This window comes from Streptomyces sp. NPDC101227 (assembly GCF_044767545.1).
In the GTDB taxonomy this organism is placed as follows: Bacteria; Actinomycetota; Actinomycetes; order Streptomycetales; family Streptomycetaceae; genus Streptomyces.
Genome location: NZ_JBIWOD010000018.1, coordinates 179,605 through 194,607, shown reverse-complemented (window position 1 = coordinate 194,607; position 15,003 = coordinate 179,605). Strand labels below are relative to the sequence as shown.

15 protein-coding genes are annotated in these 15,003 nt (G+C 71.9%); 8 read left to right on the top strand and 7 right to left on the bottom strand.

Annotated features, from left to right (window positions below; genetic code table 11):
• The 3 genes from ACIRPT_RS32935 to ACIRPT_RS32925 all read left to right on the top strand — a co-directional run.
• The coding region (locus tag ACIRPT_RS32935) for an NAD-binding protein (RefSeq protein ID WP_403833835.1) at positions 1–392 on the top strand (392 nt) is incomplete at its 5' end.
• Between the two features lie 231 nt (positions 393–623).
• Entirely contained in the window at positions 624–2,081 is a 1,458-nt protein-coding gene (locus ACIRPT_RS32930) for a catalase (RefSeq protein ID WP_403833886.1), read from the top strand.
• A gap of 461 nt (positions 2,082–2,542) precedes the next feature.
• Complete coding sequence (locus ACIRPT_RS32925) at positions 2,543–3,298, top strand: hypothetical protein (protein ID WP_403833832.1); 756 nt, start codon at positions 2,543–2,545, stop codon at positions 3,296–3,298.
• Here the strand turns inward: ACIRPT_RS32925 and ACIRPT_RS32920 are convergent.
• Complete coding sequence (locus ACIRPT_RS32920) at positions 3,285–4,154, bottom strand: helix-turn-helix transcriptional regulator (protein ID WP_403833830.1); 870 nt, start codon at positions 4,152–4,154, stop codon at positions 3,285–3,287. The genes ACIRPT_RS32925 and ACIRPT_RS32920 overlap by 14 nt on opposite strands.
• A gap of 212 nt (positions 4,155–4,366) precedes the next feature.
• Here ACIRPT_RS32920 and ACIRPT_RS32915 point away from each other — a divergent pair, with 212 nt between their 5' ends.
• The 3 genes from ACIRPT_RS32915 to ACIRPT_RS32905 are packed head-to-tail and all read left to right on the top strand — an operon-like array spanning position 4,367 to position 6,047.
• Positions 4,367–4,945, top strand: coding sequence for a short chain dehydrogenase (locus ACIRPT_RS32915; protein ID WP_403833884.1), 579 nt, complete (start codon positions 4,367–4,369; stop codon positions 4,943–4,945).
• Entirely contained in the window at positions 4,933–5,514 is a 582-nt protein-coding gene (locus tag ACIRPT_RS32910) for an NAD(P)H-dependent oxidoreductase (RefSeq protein ID WP_403833828.1), read from the top strand. Before ACIRPT_RS32915 ends, ACIRPT_RS32910 begins: the two co-directional genes overlap by 13 nt.
• On the top strand, positions 5,511–6,047 hold the full coding sequence (locus ACIRPT_RS32905; protein ID WP_403833826.1) for a GNAT family N-acetyltransferase: 537 nt from the start codon (positions 5,511–5,513) through the stop codon (positions 6,045–6,047). The genes ACIRPT_RS32910 and ACIRPT_RS32905 overlap by 4 nt, the downstream gene beginning before the upstream one ends.
• Here the strand turns inward: ACIRPT_RS32905 and ACIRPT_RS32900 are convergent.
• The gene (locus tag ACIRPT_RS32900; protein ID WP_403833823.1) at positions 6,031–6,795 is read right to left on the bottom strand and encodes a glucose 1-dehydrogenase; all 765 of its coding nucleotides are present in this window, start codon (positions 6,793–6,795) and stop codon (positions 6,031–6,033) included. The two genes, ACIRPT_RS32905 and ACIRPT_RS32900, sit on opposite strands and share 17 nt — an antisense overlap.
• A gap of 168 nt (positions 6,796–6,963) precedes the next feature.
• Here ACIRPT_RS32900 and ACIRPT_RS32895 point away from each other — a divergent pair, with 168 nt between their 5' ends.
• Positions 6,964–7,344: an MmcQ/YjbR family DNA-binding protein gene (locus tag ACIRPT_RS32895; protein WP_403833821.1), complete on the top strand. Its 381-nt coding sequence runs from the start codon at positions 6,964–6,966 to the stop codon at positions 7,342–7,344.
• A 75-nt stretch (positions 7,345–7,419) separates the two neighbouring features.
• Here the strand turns inward: ACIRPT_RS32895 and ACIRPT_RS32890 are convergent, their stop codons facing one another.
• Positions 7,420–8,103 carry a hypothetical protein gene (locus ACIRPT_RS32890; RefSeq protein ID WP_403833819.1) on the bottom strand — a complete coding sequence of 228 codons (684 nt, stop codon included), beginning with the start codon at positions 8,101–8,103 and terminating at the stop codon, positions 7,420–7,422.
• Positions 8,104–8,352: 249 nt separating this feature from the next.
• On the opposite strand from ACIRPT_RS32890, the gene ACIRPT_RS32885 reads away from it, so the two are divergent.
• Positions 8,353–10,059: an NUDIX hydrolase gene (locus tag ACIRPT_RS32885; protein ID WP_403833817.1), complete on the top strand. Its 1,707-nt coding sequence runs from the start codon at positions 8,353–8,355 to the stop codon at positions 10,057–10,059.
• Here the strand turns inward: ACIRPT_RS32885 and ACIRPT_RS32880 are convergent.
• The 4 genes from ACIRPT_RS32880 to ACIRPT_RS32865 all read right to left on the bottom strand — a co-directional run bounded on the left by ACIRPT_RS32880 (position 9,968) and on the right by ACIRPT_RS32865 (position 14,851).
• Positions 9,968–11,623, bottom strand: coding sequence for an AMP-binding protein (locus ACIRPT_RS32880; RefSeq protein WP_403833814.1), 1,656 nt, complete (start codon positions 11,621–11,623; stop codon positions 9,968–9,970). The two genes, ACIRPT_RS32885 and ACIRPT_RS32880, sit on opposite strands and share 92 nt — an antisense overlap.
• Positions 11,624–11,777: 154 nt before the next feature.
• Positions 11,778–13,319 carry an AMP-binding protein gene (locus tag ACIRPT_RS32875; RefSeq protein WP_403833811.1) on the bottom strand — a complete coding sequence of 514 codons (1,542 nt, stop codon included), beginning with the start codon at positions 13,317–13,319 and terminating at the stop codon, positions 11,778–11,780.
• A gap of 262 nt (positions 13,320–13,581) precedes the next feature.
• Positions 13,582–13,764, bottom strand: a complete 183-nt coding sequence (gene dmpI, locus ACIRPT_RS32870; RefSeq protein WP_403833808.1) for a 4-oxalocrotonate tautomerase DmpI — start codon at positions 13,762–13,764, stop codon at positions 13,582–13,584.
• Positions 13,765–13,903: 139 nt separating this feature from the next.
• On the bottom strand, positions 13,904–14,851 hold the full coding sequence (locus tag ACIRPT_RS32865) for a LysR substrate-binding domain-containing protein (protein ID WP_403833806.1): 948 nt from the start codon (positions 14,849–14,851) through the stop codon (positions 13,904–13,906).
• Positions 14,852–15,003 lie beyond the last annotated feature (152 nt).

Below are 15,003 nucleotides of genomic sequence, written 5' to 3'. Positions count from 1 at the left end.
CCGGCCAGACCGTCAAGGCCGCCAACCAGCTCATCGTCGCCATCAACATCCAGGCCTGCGCCGAAGCCGTCGTCTTCCTCGAGAAGTCCGGCGTCAACCTCCCCGCCGCCCTCGACGTCCTCAACGGCGGCCTCGCCGGCTCCACCGTCCTGACCCGCAAGAAGGACAACTTCATCAGCCGCGACTTCAAGCCCGGCTTCCGCATCGACCTGCACCACAAGGACATGGGCATCGTCACCGACGCCGCCCGCACCGTCGGCGCCGCCCTGCCCGTCGGCTCCGTCGTCGCCAACCTCGTCGCCTCCCTCCGCGCCCAGGGCGACGGCTCCCTCGACCACTCCGCCCTCCTCCGCGGCGTCGAACGCCTCTCCGGCCACACCATCGAAGGCTGATGCTCTTCGGGGCCTGCATTTCTCAGGCCCCGAACCCCTAGATTTCCGGGCGGCGGCCGCGCTGACACCTGTCCTGTCGCGCCCAGGCGCGGCCGTCGTCCGGAACACCAGCTCACACCCAGGTTTTATTTCAACAAACTGTTGACGTTTGGTCGGAGCAGTTCTTACGCTCCGACATGCGGAAGCCAATTCCGCGCTCTCGTACGGAAGGTCACCATGTCGAAGCCCACGCTGACGGCGCGCATTCTCACTACGGAGGCTGGCGCCCCCGTCGCCGACAACCAGAACTCCGCCACCGCCGGCGTCGGCGGCCCGATCATCCTCCAGGACCAGCACCTGCTGGAGAAGCTCGCGCGGTTCAACCGCGAGCGCATCCCGGAGCGCGTCGTGCACGCCCGCGGCTCGGGCGCCTACGGCTACTTCGAGGTGACCGACGACGTCACTGGCTTCACCCGCGCCGACTTCCTGAACACCGTCGGCAAGCGCACCGAGACGTTCATCCGCTTCTCGACCGTCGCCGACAACCTCGGCGGCCCGGACGCGGCCCGCGACCCGCGCGGCTTCGCCCTGAAGTTCTACACCGAAGAGGGCAACTACGACCTCGTCGGCAACAACACCCCGGTGTTCTTCATCAAGGACCCGATCAAGTTCCCCGACTTCATCCACTCCCAGAAGCGCGACCCCTTCACGGGCAAGCAGGAGCCGGACAACGTCTGGGACTTCTGGGCGCACGCCCCCGAGGCCACCCACCAGATCACCTGGCTGATGGGCGACCGCGGCATCCCGGCCTCGTACCGCCACATGAACGGCTACGGCTCGCACACGTACCAGTGGACGAACGCCCAGGGTGAGGCCTTCTTCGTCAAGTACCACTTCAAGACGAACCAGGGCATCCGCTCCCTGAGCAGCGAGCAGGGCGCCGAGCTGGCGGGCAAGGACCCCAACAGCCACCAGACCGACCTGCTCCAGTCCATCGAGCGGGGCGTGTACCCCTCCTGGACGCTGTACGTGCAGATCATGCCGGCGGCCGAGGCGGCGAACTACCGCTTCAACCCGTTCGACCTGACCAAGGTGTGGCCGCACGCCGACTACCCGCTGCAGCGGGTCGGCCGCCTCGTCCTGGACCGCAACCCGGACAACGTCTTCGCCGAGGTCGAGCAGTCGGCGTTCTCGCCGAACAACTTCGTGCCCGGCATCGGCCCGTCCCCGGACAAGATGCTCCAGGGCCGGCTCTTCGCCTACGCCGACGCGCACCGCTACCGCCTGGGCGTCAATCACACCCAGCTGCCGGTGAACGCCCCCAAGGCGACCCAGGCCAACAACTACGGCCGGGACGGCCTCATGGCCACCAACGGCTACGACCGCCACGCCAAGAACTACGAGCCGAACTCGTACGACGGCCCCGCGCAGACGAACGAGGCGCTCTCCGCCCCGCTCGCCATCTCCGGCTACACCGGCACCCACGAGGCCCCGGCGCACACCAAGGACGACGACTTCTTCCAGGCCGGTGAGCTCTACCGCCTGATGTCCGAGGACGAGAAGAAGCGCCTGGTGGACAACATCGCCGGCGGTCTCTCCCAGGTGGGCCGCGACGATGTGATCGAGAAGAACCTCGCCCACTTCCACGCCGCCGACCAGGACTACGGCAAGCGCGTCGAGGCCAAGGTCCGCGAGCTGCGCGAGGACTGACGGGAGGTCAGTCTCCTTGCGCATCCGTACCGGTCGGCCCGTTGAGGGGTGGTCGACCGGTACGGAGAGGTAGCGCGGTGCTCCGCGGCACCCGGGGAATTACCAGTGCGGTGGCAGCGCTCGCCCGATAGGGAAGGGTGAGCCACTCCCCGCCGCGGAGCCCGCCTCCTGCCTCCGTCCCACGGCCTCCGTCCCGTGGGACCACGACTCCGTCCGGTGGTGCGATGTCCTGTCGCGCCCAATCCTCGTATCACCGGGCGGGAACCACCCACGTAGGGCCCGGAATCCGTACGGTCACGGATTCCGGGCCCTTCGTGCGTTCCCCCCGCTCCCCCCGGATATCCGCCCGGCCTGCGGCTCTCCTCTCATTTCGGCCCCCTGCGCCCCGTTTTGGAGAGAGCATGGACGACAGCGGCAGCACCGTCCCGTCTGCCGCCCACCCGCGAGTGCCAGGAGCCCCTATGGCCGACAGCGTGCCGGTGCGGTGCCCTACGTGCCGCCGCGAGAACGCCTTCACCCCGCCCACGTTCCCGTGCGCCTGCGGCGCGCCGCTGACCATGCCCGTACTGCGGGGCGGGGTACCCGTCGAGATACTCCACCGCACCTGGCAGGCCTCCTGGGTGGAGGTCCGGTGCGAGGTCTGCGGACGGCAGGACGAGTGGCCCGCGCCGGAGGCGGGCTGCGCCTGCGGCACGGTCGTCCGCGTCCCGGTGGCCCCGGCGCCCGCCCCGGCGCCGCCCGTGATCCCGGAGCCCGGCGCCTTCGGTCCGCCCGGCGCCCCCGCCGTCCGGCCAGCGGGGGCGCCGGGCCCCCGGCCCGCCGTGCTGCGGCCCGCGTTCCGGCCCGTCACCATCCGTACGGCCCGGGACTGCGTCACCGCCGCCGCGCAGTATCTGAAATGGCTGGGCTTCGCGGACGTCGGCCGCACACAGGAGCGCAGCGCCGCCGGTGTGGATCTGCGGGGCACCGGGGTGGTGGCCCAGGTCGACCCGACGACCCGGTCCACCAAGCTCCGCGAGATCGAATGCGTCTGGCTCAACGGCCTCAACGACTCGGCCATCGCCGTCTTCTTCTCCCTGGCCGGCTATGCCCGCGACGCCCGCGCCCGCGCCGATGAGCTCCATCTGCCGCTGTTCGTGATGGACCTCACCGGCACGCCGCAGCCGGTCAACGACCCGGCCGACGAGCTGATCAAGTACGGCGCTACGGGACGCTGACCCCGGCCCCGGCGGTCGCCGTCAGCAGGCGCAGGGCGTCCGCCGACGGCGACCCGGGCGCGGCGTGGTAGATCACCATCCGTTGCCCGGCATCGTCCGGCAGCATCAGCGTCTCGCCGGTGAGGACGAGCGGGCCGACGGCCGGATGGCGGTACTCGCGGGTGTGAGTGGCGCAGGTGCGGACCGAGTGGTCGGCCCACAGAGTGGCGAACTCCGCGCTCTCCCGGGTGAGTTCGGCAATCAGCTCGTACCGCCCCGGCTCGTCCGGCCACTGCCCGGTGAGCAGCCGCAGCCCGCCCACGGCGTCGCGGAGCTTGCTGTCCAGGTCCGGGTACAGCGCCCGGTAGCGCGCATCGAGGAAGATCATGCGCACGACATTGGGCCGCCCGCCGGCCGGTTCGTCCGGGGCCTCGAACGGCAGATAACCGGCGAGCAGCGCATGCCCGGCGCGGTTCCACGCGAGGATGTCCAGGAACCGGCCCAGCACCACCGCCGGGACACCGCCCAGCGCCTCGATCATGTTCCGTACGGACGGCCGCAGCCGCTCCACGCACTCCCCGGACCGCGCCGCCGCACGGTCCGGGTGGGCCAGTCCGTGCAGATGCGAGCGCTCCGTGTCGTCGAGCCGCAGGACGCGCGCCAGGGCCGCCAGCACCTCGTCCGAGACGTTGGCTCCGGCCCCCTGCTCCAGGCGGGTGTAGTACCCCACGCTGATCCCGGCCAGCTGCGCCAACTCCTCGCGGCGCAGGCCCGGTACGCGCCGTTTGCCGCCGTAGTCGGGCAGCCCCGCCTCGGCCGGCGCCAGCCGCGCCCGGCGGGTCCGCAGGAACTCCCCCAGCTCAGATATCCGCTCCATACCGCCAGTCTGACGCGGCCCGGCGGCCGGCTGCACCTGACAGGGGTAGGCACCGCGTTCCTACCCTCCGCAGGGGGCTGGGTAGCGGGCCGACGGTCCGTGAGGATCAACCCGTGAACGCCGTGGCGGCCATGAAGGGCATGGCCGTCGCGAAGGGCGCAGGGGTCGGGAAGGACACGCAGGTCTTGAAGGTCATGAAAGGCATGCAAGGCATGAAGGTCATCGTCATCGGAGCGACCGGCACCATCGGCAGCGCCGTCGCCCGGCAGCTGGAGGACCGCGGCCATCAGGTCGTACGGGCCGCGCGCCGCGGACCCGTCACCGTGGATCTGGAGGACATGGCGTCCGTGAACGCGCTGTTCGCCTCCGTACCGGATGCCGACGCGGTCGTCTGCTGCGCGGCGAGCGGCCGGCTGACCCCGCTGGACTCCCCCTCGGACGACGACTTCACCGTCGGGCTGCGGGGCAAGCTGATCGGTCAGGTGCAGCTGGCCCGGCGCGCGCTGCACCATCTGCGCGACGGCGGGACCATCGTGCTGACCGGCGGAGTCTTCGAACGGCCCACGCCGGGCGGGGCGTTCGGCGCGCTGGTCAACGCCGGGTTGGAAGCGTTCGTCGAGGCCGCTGCCATCGAGCTGCCGCGCGGCCTGCGCCTCACCGCGATCCGCCCCGGCTGGGTCGCCGAAACCCTCGCCGCCCTGGGCCGGGACCCGGCCGCCGGCACCCCGGCCGCCGAGGTGGCCCGCCATTACGTCGACGCCGTCGAAGGAGCACAGCCGTGCGCACCCTGATCGTCCTCGCCCACCCCGACCTCGCCGCCTCCCGCAACAACGCGGCGCTGGCCGCAGCCGCCCGCACCGAACCCGGCGTCACCGTGCACGACCTGTACGCCGCCTACCCCGACCTGCGCATCGACGTCGCCCACGAGCAGCGGCTGCTGCGCGCGCACGACCGCATCGTCCTGCAGTTCCCCTTCTACTGGTACTCCGCTCCCCCGCTGCTCAAGGCGTGGATGGACGAGGTGCTCGCCTACGGTTTCGCGTACGGCTCGAGCGGCACCGCGCTGCGCGGCAAGACCCTCCGGGTGGCCACCACGGCCGGCGGCGCGGAACACCTCTACCGTCCCGGCGGCGTCAACCGCTTCCCGGTACGCGATCTGCTGCTCCCCTTCGACGCCACGGCCCACCTGACGGGCATGCGCTACGCGGAGCCGTTCGTCGTCCATGGCGTCCGGGAGCTGACCGACCTCGAGCTGGCGGAGGCGGGTGACCGGTACCGGGCGGTGCTGCGAGGGGAGGAGGTCGCGGCCGCCGAATTCCGTTCGACCGGGCCGGTGCCATCGGCGACACTGGCCGAGTGATCATACGTACGCCGGCCCCCGGCGAACTGCCCGTACTGCGCGAGATCGAGCGCGCGGCGGGCGAAGCGTTCCGCGCGCTCGGCATGGCGGCGATCGCGGACGACGAACCGCCGACGGAGGCCGAGTTGACGCGGTATCTGCTGGCGGGGCGGCTGCTGGCCGCGTACGGGGGACCGGGACGCGGCGACGGGCCGGAGCGGCCGATCGGCTATCTGGTCCGGGAGCCGGTCGACGGTTGCCTGCACATCGAGCAGGTCTCCGTGCATCCCGACCACGCCCGCCGCGGCATCGGCCGGGCCCTGATCGGCCGGGCCGAGGACGACGACCGGTGGGGCGCGGCCGCGCTGACCCTGACCACCTTCACCGAGGTGCCGTGGAACGCGCCGTACTACGAGCGGCTCGGCTTCCGGGTGCTCGCCGAGGACGAACTCACCCCCGGGCTCCGGGAAATCCGTGCCGACGAGGCGCGGCGGGGCCTGGACCGCTGGCCGCGGGTGGCCATGCGGCGCCCGTGCGTCACGCCGTCGGGGTGACCGCCGGGGCGCGGCCCGCCGTCGAGCCGCCGTCGACCGCGATCTCGGCTCCGGTCAGATAGGCCGAGGCGTCGGAGGCGAGGAAGGCGACCAGACCGGCGACGTCCTGGGGCAGGCCGGTGCGGCGGAGGGCGACACCGGGGTGGTTGCCGGGGCCGGCGGGTGGGGCGATGCCCTCGACCATGGGGGTGTCGATGATGCCCGGGTGGACGGAGTTGACGCGGATGCCGTACTCGCCGAGTTCCAGCGCGGCGACCTTGGTGAGGCCGCGCAGGCCCCATTTGGAGGCGCCATAGCCTCCGGTGCGGGCGATGCCGGTGAGGCCGGCGATGGAGGAGATATTGACGATGGAGCCGCCGCCCGCGCGGATCATGGGCTCCCGTACCGCCCGTATGCCGAGGAACGGCCCGACGAGATTGATCCGCAGCGTCGACTCGAAGGCCTCCGGGGACTCGTCGCGAAGGGGCATCGAGCGGAAGATCCCGGCGTTGTTGACGAGGATGTCGAGGCCCCCGAAGGCATCCAGCGCGATGTCGACGGCGGCGGCCCAGCGGGACTCGTCGGTGACGTCGAGAGGGGTGTAGAGGGCGGCGTCGCCGATCTCGGCGGCCACCGTCTCGCCGAGGTCGTCGCGGATGTCGCCGAGCACCACACGCGCGCCGAGCCGGGCGAACAGCCGGGCGGTCTCGGCACCCTGGCCGCGCGCGGCCCCGGTGATGACGGCGGTCCTGCCTTCGAGTGTGAGCACGGGCCCTCCCACGACTGCCGGCTGCCCGGCACTTCCGTTCTGCAATATGACGGGTAGTCAGGCAGTTGGGTCAAGAGGGCGGGGCCGGGGCGCCTGGGCAAGACAACCGGCAGGGCGTCGGCAGAAGATCGGGAGACAACCGGCGGACGTTCGGGAGACAATGCGCAGATGATCGACGCGAATGCGCTCCGGGCCGTCTGCCTGGGCTTTCCCGGCGCGACCGAGGAATTCCCGTTCCCCCGGCACCCGGACGTATCGACCTTCAAGGTCGGCGGCAAGATCTTCGCGCTGACGACGCTGACGGCCGCCCCGCTCACCGTGAGCCTCAAATGCGATCCGGAGCTGGCCGAGCGGCTGCGCGCCGCGCACCAGGAGGTGGTGCCCGGCTATCACCTCAACAAGCGGCACTGGAACACCGTTTCCCTGGAAGGGGACCTCGCCGACCGGCTGGTCCTCGACATGATCGAGGACTCCTACGACCTGATCGTCGCCTCCCTACCGCGGGCGCAGCGCCTGCTGCTGGGCTGGCCGGGGGAAGGGCGGCGCTGACCGGCCGCGCCCGGCGCGCCGGGCGGGGGACCTCCGTGGGGGGCCGCCCGGCACCGGCACGCCGAGGGCCGGGGCCTACAGCACGCCGCCCCGCGCGGTGGCGGGGGCGACGGTGTTGAGCGCACCGTTCACGCTGCCGTTGCCGGCGTACTCGGCGGTGTAGCCGCGCAGCACCGCATCGGTGACGGGCAGCGCGCGCTTCGCGTCGCAGGAGGCCCGGCCGGCGGTGTCCGTCCTGGCCACGCACAGGACCTTGCCCGCGCCGTCCTTGAACGTGATGGTCGCGTTCCAGATGGCGTCCTGGGGGCCGTTGTCACGGTCCCGGACCAGGGTGGCGTTGAGACGGCCGAGCTTGGCCTCCAGCGGCGACTGCCGGATCAGCTCGGCGCGCCCCGCGGTCAGCTTGGTACCCATCTCGGGCACCGTGCGCGCCGGGCCGCACAGACCGCGCGTCCAGTCGAAGTACGCGCCGGGGGCGCAGGTCACGCGCTCCTGCTGGGCCGCCGCTCCGCCGGTGGACGGGTTGCAGCGGTAGTAGGCGGCGGCGCTGTCGGCGTCGATCGCCAGCAGGTCACCGGGCTTGTGGCCGGATTCGGCTCCGGTGGCCGCTCCGGTTGCGCTCTGGCAGCCCGCGGTGAACACCTGGGTGTTGTAGCCGCCGTACTGGTCGGGCCCGACGGCGGAGGCGGGGGCGGCGAAGGCCCCCAGAGAGGCAACCACGGCAGCCGCTGCGGTCGCCCAACGAGCAATACGCGTCATGGAGTTCCGTTTCTTCGGGTGGTTCGACGGTGGTTGACGGAGAGATTTACGGGGGTGGTGGATGGCTATGGGTGATTGCTGGTGATTGTGGGTGGTTGGGGGGATGGGCGGTGATTGGCGCGAAGAGGCCTTGCCCTTGGCCTGAATCCTGTCATGATCGCGCCGACCGCACCCTACGGGGACCCACCCGCACCGGTGATCTTGTGCGAACGAAACAAGCCAGGTCGGTGCCCCTATTAGGGTGGCCGCATGCGAACACCCCGCCAGGCCGCACGCGTTGCCGTGCTCGATCCCGATGGCGCGATCTTTCTCTTCCGGTATGACAACGAAGAGGTCGGCGTCCACTGGGCGATGCCCGGCGGAGGGCTGGACCCCGGCGAGGGCCCGCGCGCGGGCGCGCTGCGCGAACTCCGCGAGGAGACCGGCTGGAGCGACTTGGAGCCGGGCCCGTTGCTGTGCACCTGGGAGCACGACTTCACCCGGCCCGAGGCGCTCGAAGGAGGCCCCGTCGGCGTGCCGGTACGCCAGCACGAGCACATCTACCTCGCGCGGGGCCCGCGCCGGGAGCCGGCCGACGGCGTGGCGGCCGCGCACGCCGCCGACAAGATCCTGCACGGCCGCTGGTGGACCCCGGCCGAACTGGCCGACTCCCCCGACCCGCTGTGGCCACCCCAGCTCCCCGCCCTGCTGGCGGCGGTGCGCGACACCCCGCCCGGCTCCGCCCCGGCCCCGGTGCATCTGGGATACGTACCGAACGAGGCGCCCCCGCACCCCGAGGAGCTGTGGTCGCACGGCGCCACCCTCGCCGCCTGGGCGGCCGAGCGCCCGCTGCCCGTGCACAACTACCGGGTCGACGACACCGGGCTGCACTCCGCGGACGTCGGCAACGGCTGGTGGTCGCTGACCTGGGTCGAGGGCGGACGGGCGGTGCTCCGCGGGCTCGACCTCGATTACAGCGAGAGCATCGGGCAGGTCCCGCCCGTCGATCTGCTGGCCGGCGGCCCGTCCTGGCTGCCCTGGGAGCGGCTGGCCGCGCAGACCGACCGCGGTGAGGGCCTCGGCTTCCTCTACTGGTGGGCGGACGGCGCGTGGGGCCGGGCCCCGTACCCGTACACCGTGCGGGAAGACGGGCTGCGTTCCATGCTCCCGGACGGCGACGACGAGGTGCGGGCCGTCCTCACGGCGCTTCGGGAGGACGGTGTCGATGCGGCGGAAGTGCGGCGCATGGGGACTCCCGAGGCACGGGCGGCCGCCGCGCACGGCGTCGCCCGCCCGCGGCTGCCGGCCGGGCACGGGGAACCGGCGGACCGGCGGGTGCCGTGCGACCTGCCGGAACAGTACGCGGGGGTGATCGCGGTCGCGATGCGCGCGGCCGTCGAACTGCCCCGCGCGACGCCCGCCGCCGGCGCCGCCCTGGAGCGCCTGACGTCCTGGCTGCGCGCCGGCCACCCGTCGGACGGCGACGGGCGTCGCGTGCTCACCGCGGCGTTCGCCGACGGCACGGACGCGGGCAACCAGTACCGCCGCGACGGTTTCCACGACGAGCGGGGCCTGCGGCTCGCCGACGAGCTGTGCGTCCTGCTCGATGACCTGCGGAGGGCCGACGCGGCCGGCGACGCCGAGGCCGGTCGCTGGCTGTACCTACGGGTGCAGATCACGGGGGACGCCGATGCGGTCACCGTCGACCGCGCCCATGACCACCTGCCCGGCTGGTGGGGCGCGCGTTACGGCACCGCCGAGGCCCGGCCGGACACCCTGGCGCGCGAGATGGCATCCCGCGCACCCCGCTGGCGTCCGGACTGGGCCCGGCTCCTGGACGAGGACATCCCCCGCAACGGCGCACCGGCAGCGCTCTGCCGTCCGGCTAGCGCACCGCCCCCAGCCCCTTCACCAGCCGTTCCCGCAGCTCGACCTTGCGGACCTTCCCACTCACCGTCATCGGGAACTCCTCGATGATCTCGAGGTAGCGCGGAATCTTGTAGTGCGCGAGCCGGGAGCGGCAGTAGAGCGCCAACTCCTCGCGGGTGAGCGGGACTTCGGGGTCACGGAGGATGACGCAGGCGGCGATCTCCTCGCCGTACTTCTCGTCCGGGACGCCGACGACCTGGACGTCCGCGATCTTGGGATGGGAGTAGAGGAACTCCTCGATCTCCCGGGGATAGACGTTCTCACCGCCCCGGATGATCATGTCCTTGATCCGGCCGACGATGCGTACGTACCCGTCGTCGTTCATCACCGCGAGATCGCCGGTGTGCATCCAGCGCGCGGCGTCGATGACCTCGGCGGTGCGCTCGGGCTCCTCCCAGTAGCCGAGCATCACGCTGTAGCCGCGGGTGCACAGTTCGCCCGGGGTGCCGCGCGGCACGGTCACGCCGGTCCCCGGGTCGGTCACCTTGACCTCGATGTGCGGCAGGACCCGGCCCACCGTCGCGGTGCGGTGTTCGAGGTCGTCGTCGCGGCGGGTCTGGGTGGAGACCGGCGAGGTCTCGGTCATGCCGTAACAGATGGACACCTCGGCCATATGCATCTCGGCCACGACCCGTTTCATGACCTCTTCCGGGCACGGGGAGCCCGCCATGATCCCGGTGCGCAGCGAGGAGAGGTCGTACGAGGCGAAGTCGGGGTGGTTGAGTTCGGCGATGAACATGGTGGGAACGCCGTACAGGGAGGTGCAGCGCTCGTCCTGGACGGCCCGGAGCGTGGCGGCGGCGTCGAAGGCGGGGGCCGGGATGACGATGCAGGCGCCGTGCGAGGTGGCGCCCAGGTTTCCCATGACCATGCCGAAGCAGTGGTAGAAGGGCACGGGGAGACAGACCCGGTCGTGCTCGGTGTAGCCGACCGTCTCGCCCACCCAGTAGCCGTTGTTGAGGATGTTGTGGTGGGAGAGGGTGGCGCCCTTGGGGAAGCCGGTGGTGCCGGAGGTGTACTGGATGTTGACCGGGTCGTCGGCGGTGAGGCCCCGTTCGCAGGCGGCCAGGCGGGTGGCCGGGATGGCGGCGCCGGCGGCCAGCAGGCCGCCCCAGGACGTCGGGTCGCCGATGTGGACGACATCGCGCAGCGCCGGGCAGTCGGCCCGTACCTGCTCGGTCATCCGGCGGTAGTCGCTGTTCTTGTGGTGGATCGCGGAGACCAGCACCGTGATGCCCGCCTGCTGGAGGACATACGTCAACTCGTGGACGCGGTATGCCGGGTTGACGTTGACCAGAATGGCGCCGATCTTGGCGGTGGCGTACTGGATGAGCACCCATTCGGCGCAGTTGGGCGACCAGATGCCGACCCGGTCGCCCTTGCCGACGCCCTTGGCCAGCAGTCCGAGCGCCACCTCGTCCACCGCGCGGCCCAGTTCGGCGTACGTCCAGCGACGGCCGCTCGCCGCCTCGACCAGCGCCTCGCGGTCGCCGAAGCGGGCGATGGTACGGGCGAGATCGGCGCCGATCGTACGGCCGAGCAGCGGCCGTTCGGCGACCCCGCTCGCGTACGCCGGCTCGGCCGGTCCGGTCTGCTCCTGCTGACTGCTCATCGGTGCTTCTCCTCGCGGTACTCGGCGCCGCCGTGGCCCTGCTCGGTGGGCCTCCGGGGAAACTCCCCACCGGTGCCGCCCGCACACCCGGCCCTCGGGAGGGCGCTGCCGGTGTACGGGCGGCGGCCGGTCTTGGGATACGGGCGGCCGGTGGTCAGTTGACTTCCCGGTCGCGGTCGGACCAGTACGGCCGGCGGAGCTTGAACTTCTGGATCTTGCCGGTGGCCGTGCGGGGGATGGCGTCGCGGAACTCGACGGAGGTGGGTGCCTTGTACCCGGCCATGCGCTGCTTGCAGTGGGCGATGATGTCGGACTCCTGCGCCGCCGCCCCCTCGGCGAGGACCACCAGGGCCTTGATCGTCTCACCCCACTTCTCGTGCGGCACACCGATGACGGCGACCTCGGCGACCGCCGGGTGGCTGAAGATCGTGTCCTCCACCTCGATCGACGACACGTTCTCGCCCCCGGTGATGATCACGTCCTTCTTGCGGTCGGAGATCGTGAGGTGGCCGTCGGCGTCGTCGATCGTGCCGCCGTCGCCGGTGTGGAACCAGCCGTCCTGAAGGGCCGCCGCGGTCTCCTCCGGCTTGTCCCAGTAGCCCTCCAGCACCGTGTTGGAGCGGGCCAGGACCTCGCCGGACCCGGAGACCTTCAGCTGGACGCCGAGCGCGGGCAGACCCGCGCGGGACAGCTTGCGCGCCCGCTCGTCGGCGGGCAGACCCGCGTCCCCGGGCAGGGTCCGGTTGACGGTGAGGAGCGGCGACGTCTCCGTCAGGCCGTAGATCTGGAGGAACTCCCAGCCCAGTTCCTCACCCACGCGCTGGATGGTCTTGCTCGGCGGCGGGGCGCCCGCGCAGACGACCCGTACGCGATCGCGCCCGGGGATCTCGCCGGTCCAGGTGGTGGCCGCGTCGAGCACGGCGTTCCAGACCGCGGGCGCGCCGCACATGAGCGTGACGCCGTGCTCATCGACGCGGCGCAGGATCTCCGCGCCGTCGACCTTGCGCAGCGCCACCTGTTTGACGCCGAGTCCGGCCATCACATACGGCATTCCCCAGCCGTTGCAGTGGAACATCGGCAGGGTGTGCATATAGACATCGCCCTCCCACACCCGCGTGTGCAGGCCGAAGGTCATGCCGTTGACCCAGATGTTGCGGTGGGTCAGCTGTACGCCCTTGGGCCGGGCGGTGGTGCCCGATGTGTAGTTGATCGTCGCGGTGGCGTCCTCGTCCGGGTTCGACCACGGCCGGGGAGCGACGCCGAAGCGCATCAGGCCGGCCTCGGTCTCCTCGCCGAGTACGAACCGGTGGCGCGCCTTGACGCCGCTCAGGGCGTCCGCGAGCTCCGGGTCGATGAGCAGGACCGAGGCCCCGCTCTGCTGCACCACGTAATCGACCTCTTCGGGCTTGAGGCGGAAGTTGACGGGCACGCAGATCCGGCCGCTCATCGGCACCGCGAACAGCAGCTCCAGCATCCGCGCGGAGTTGTGGCTGACCACCGCCACCCGCTCGCCCTCGCCCACCCCGAGCGCGTCGAAGCCCGCCTGCCAGGCCCGTACCCGTTCGCCGAACCTCCCGTACGTCGACTCGGGCACCGGCGGTCCTGGCTGATACGGCTCGTCGACCACGCCTGGGCCGGTGCGGAAGCCCAGCTCGGCCCGGTCGAGGAAGTCCGCAATCGTCATCGGTGTCCGCATCGTTCTCTCTCCTGTATCCGGCACGCATACGTCTGAGACGGGATCCTGGCGGCTCCCGTCGCCGGCAGAGGAAGCGAGGACTCCCGCGACGGCAACGGTAGGGCGCGATCTTGACGCCTTGAGGACATCATCGGCGTGCCCGACGCGGGTGGTCCAGTCGTCGGGGCCGCGGGATCCGGTGTCGCGGGAGCCGGTGCCTCCCTGGTGGCGCAGCGTGCGCGGCGCGGGGCGCCGGACGAGGGGTCCGGGCGCCCCGCCCCGCCTACTTGTCGGCGGTGAGCACGCCCGCCGCGCCCCAGCTGTCGGCCGGGACCTCCTGGATCCACACCTGCACGCTCTCGGCGGGGATCCGGTACGCGTCCACGAACGCGTCGGTGATCTGCCTGACCAGCTCCCGCTTGAGCTCGACACTGCGCGGACCCTGCTGGACGGTGACGATCGGCATGGCTGAACTCCCTTGTCAGTGGCGGCCGTTCCCGTACTGCCGGACTCCGGATCTCCGGGCCCGCGGGTGGCTCACCGGCGTGGGATCAGTTCATCGCGTACGGGACCGGCGACCAAGAAGCAGATCGTGCAGGCAGCGATCACGGAACGAGATCGGCGGGCGCCGCGCAGGCCCGCAGCAGCAGTTCGACCCCCGCGGGCGGGGCGGCCCGCTGGACGGCGAGGGAGGTGGTCAGCTCCATCCCCGGGTTGCGGAACGGGAGATAGGCCACCCTTGGGGTGCTCAGGCGGCGGGCGTGGGCGGCGTAGACGACGGTCCACAGCGCGTCGGCCGGGCCGCAGGCGCCGATCGCGGTCAGGGTGTTGTCGAGGCTGCCGGGCCGCGGGCCGGGGACGGGGGTGAAGCCGGCCTGGTGGCAGGCCGTGACGACGAGGTCGACCAGGGGGCGGTTCCTGCTGCGTTCGGTCAGGACCAGGGGCACCTCCGCGAGGTCGGCGAGGGCGATGGTGCCGGGCGAGGCGGCGAGCGGGTGGCGGGCGGGGACGGCGGCCACCAGGGGGTCCTGCCACAGCGGGACGAAACTCAGGCCCTCCCGGGCGTCGCCCCTTGCCTCATGGGCGTGCGGGCGGCCCCCGTCGTCCACGGCGCCGCGTACGAACGCCGCGTCCAGCTCACCGGCCGCGACCCGCTCGAGGCGCTCCCGGGCCGGGGCGGCGACCAGTTCCACGCCGACCTCCGGGGCGATGGAGGCCAGCGCGTCCAGTACCCGGTCCAGGTGGGCGCCCAGGCCCGTGCCCGTCCCCACCCGCAGGGTGCTCGCGCGGGTGGCGGCCAGGTCGGTGACCACCGCGCGGGCCCGTTCCTCAGCGGCGAGCAGCGCCCGCGCCTCGGGCAGAAACCGCTCGCCGACGGTCGTCAGCCGCACCTGGCGCGCCGACCGGTCGAAGAGGTCGGCGTTCAACTCCCGTTCCAGGCGCCGGATTTGCTGGCTGACCGCCGACTGCACGATGTGCAGCCGGTCCGCCGCCCGCCCGAAGTGCAGCTCCTGCGCGACCATGACGAAGTACCGCACCTGTCGGAGTTCCACGCCTCCCCCGTCCCCGGTCGATCGCCGGTCCCTCGCAGGACGATCGCCGTTCGATGCCCCGGCGTTCCCTGCTGATTCGGATAACGCGGCGCTCGCCGCCGGGACCACACTCCCCCAACAGCCCGCCCCTCGGGAATCATCCCCGATGAACG

Coding starts and splice junctions, on each gene's coding strand:
- ACIRPT_RS32925 (WP_403833832.1), top strand. CDS start 2,543: ATGGCCGACAGCGTGCCGGTGCGGTGCCCTACGTGCCGCCGCGAGAAC.
- ACIRPT_RS32920 (WP_403833830.1), bottom strand. CDS start 4,154: ATGGAGCGGATATCTGAGCTGGGGGAGTTCCTGCGGACCCGCCGGGCG.
- ACIRPT_RS32915 (WP_403833884.1), top strand. CDS start 4,367: ATGAAGGTCATCGTCATCGGAGCGACCGGCACCATCGGCAGCGCCGTC.
- ACIRPT_RS32895 (WP_403833821.1), top strand. CDS start 6,964: ATGATCGACGCGAATGCGCTCCGGGCCGTCTGCCTGGGCTTTCCCGGC.
- ACIRPT_RS32890 (WP_403833819.1), bottom strand. CDS start 8,103: ATGACGCGTATTGCTCGTTGGGCGACCGCAGCGGCTGCCGTGGTTGCC.
- ACIRPT_RS32885 (WP_403833817.1), top strand. CDS start 8,353: ATGCGAACACCCCGCCAGGCCGCACGCGTTGCCGTGCTCGATCCCGAT.
- ACIRPT_RS32880 (WP_403833814.1), bottom strand. CDS start 11,623: ATGAGCAGTCAGCAGGAGCAGACCGGACCGGCCGAGCCGGCGTACGCG.
- ACIRPT_RS32875 (WP_403833811.1), bottom strand. CDS start 13,319: ATGCGGACACCGATGACGATTGCGGACTTCCTCGACCGGGCCGAGCTG.
- dmpI (WP_403833808.1), bottom strand. CDS start 13,764: ATGCCGATCGTCACCGTCCAGCAGGGTCCGCGCAGTGTCGAGCTCAAG.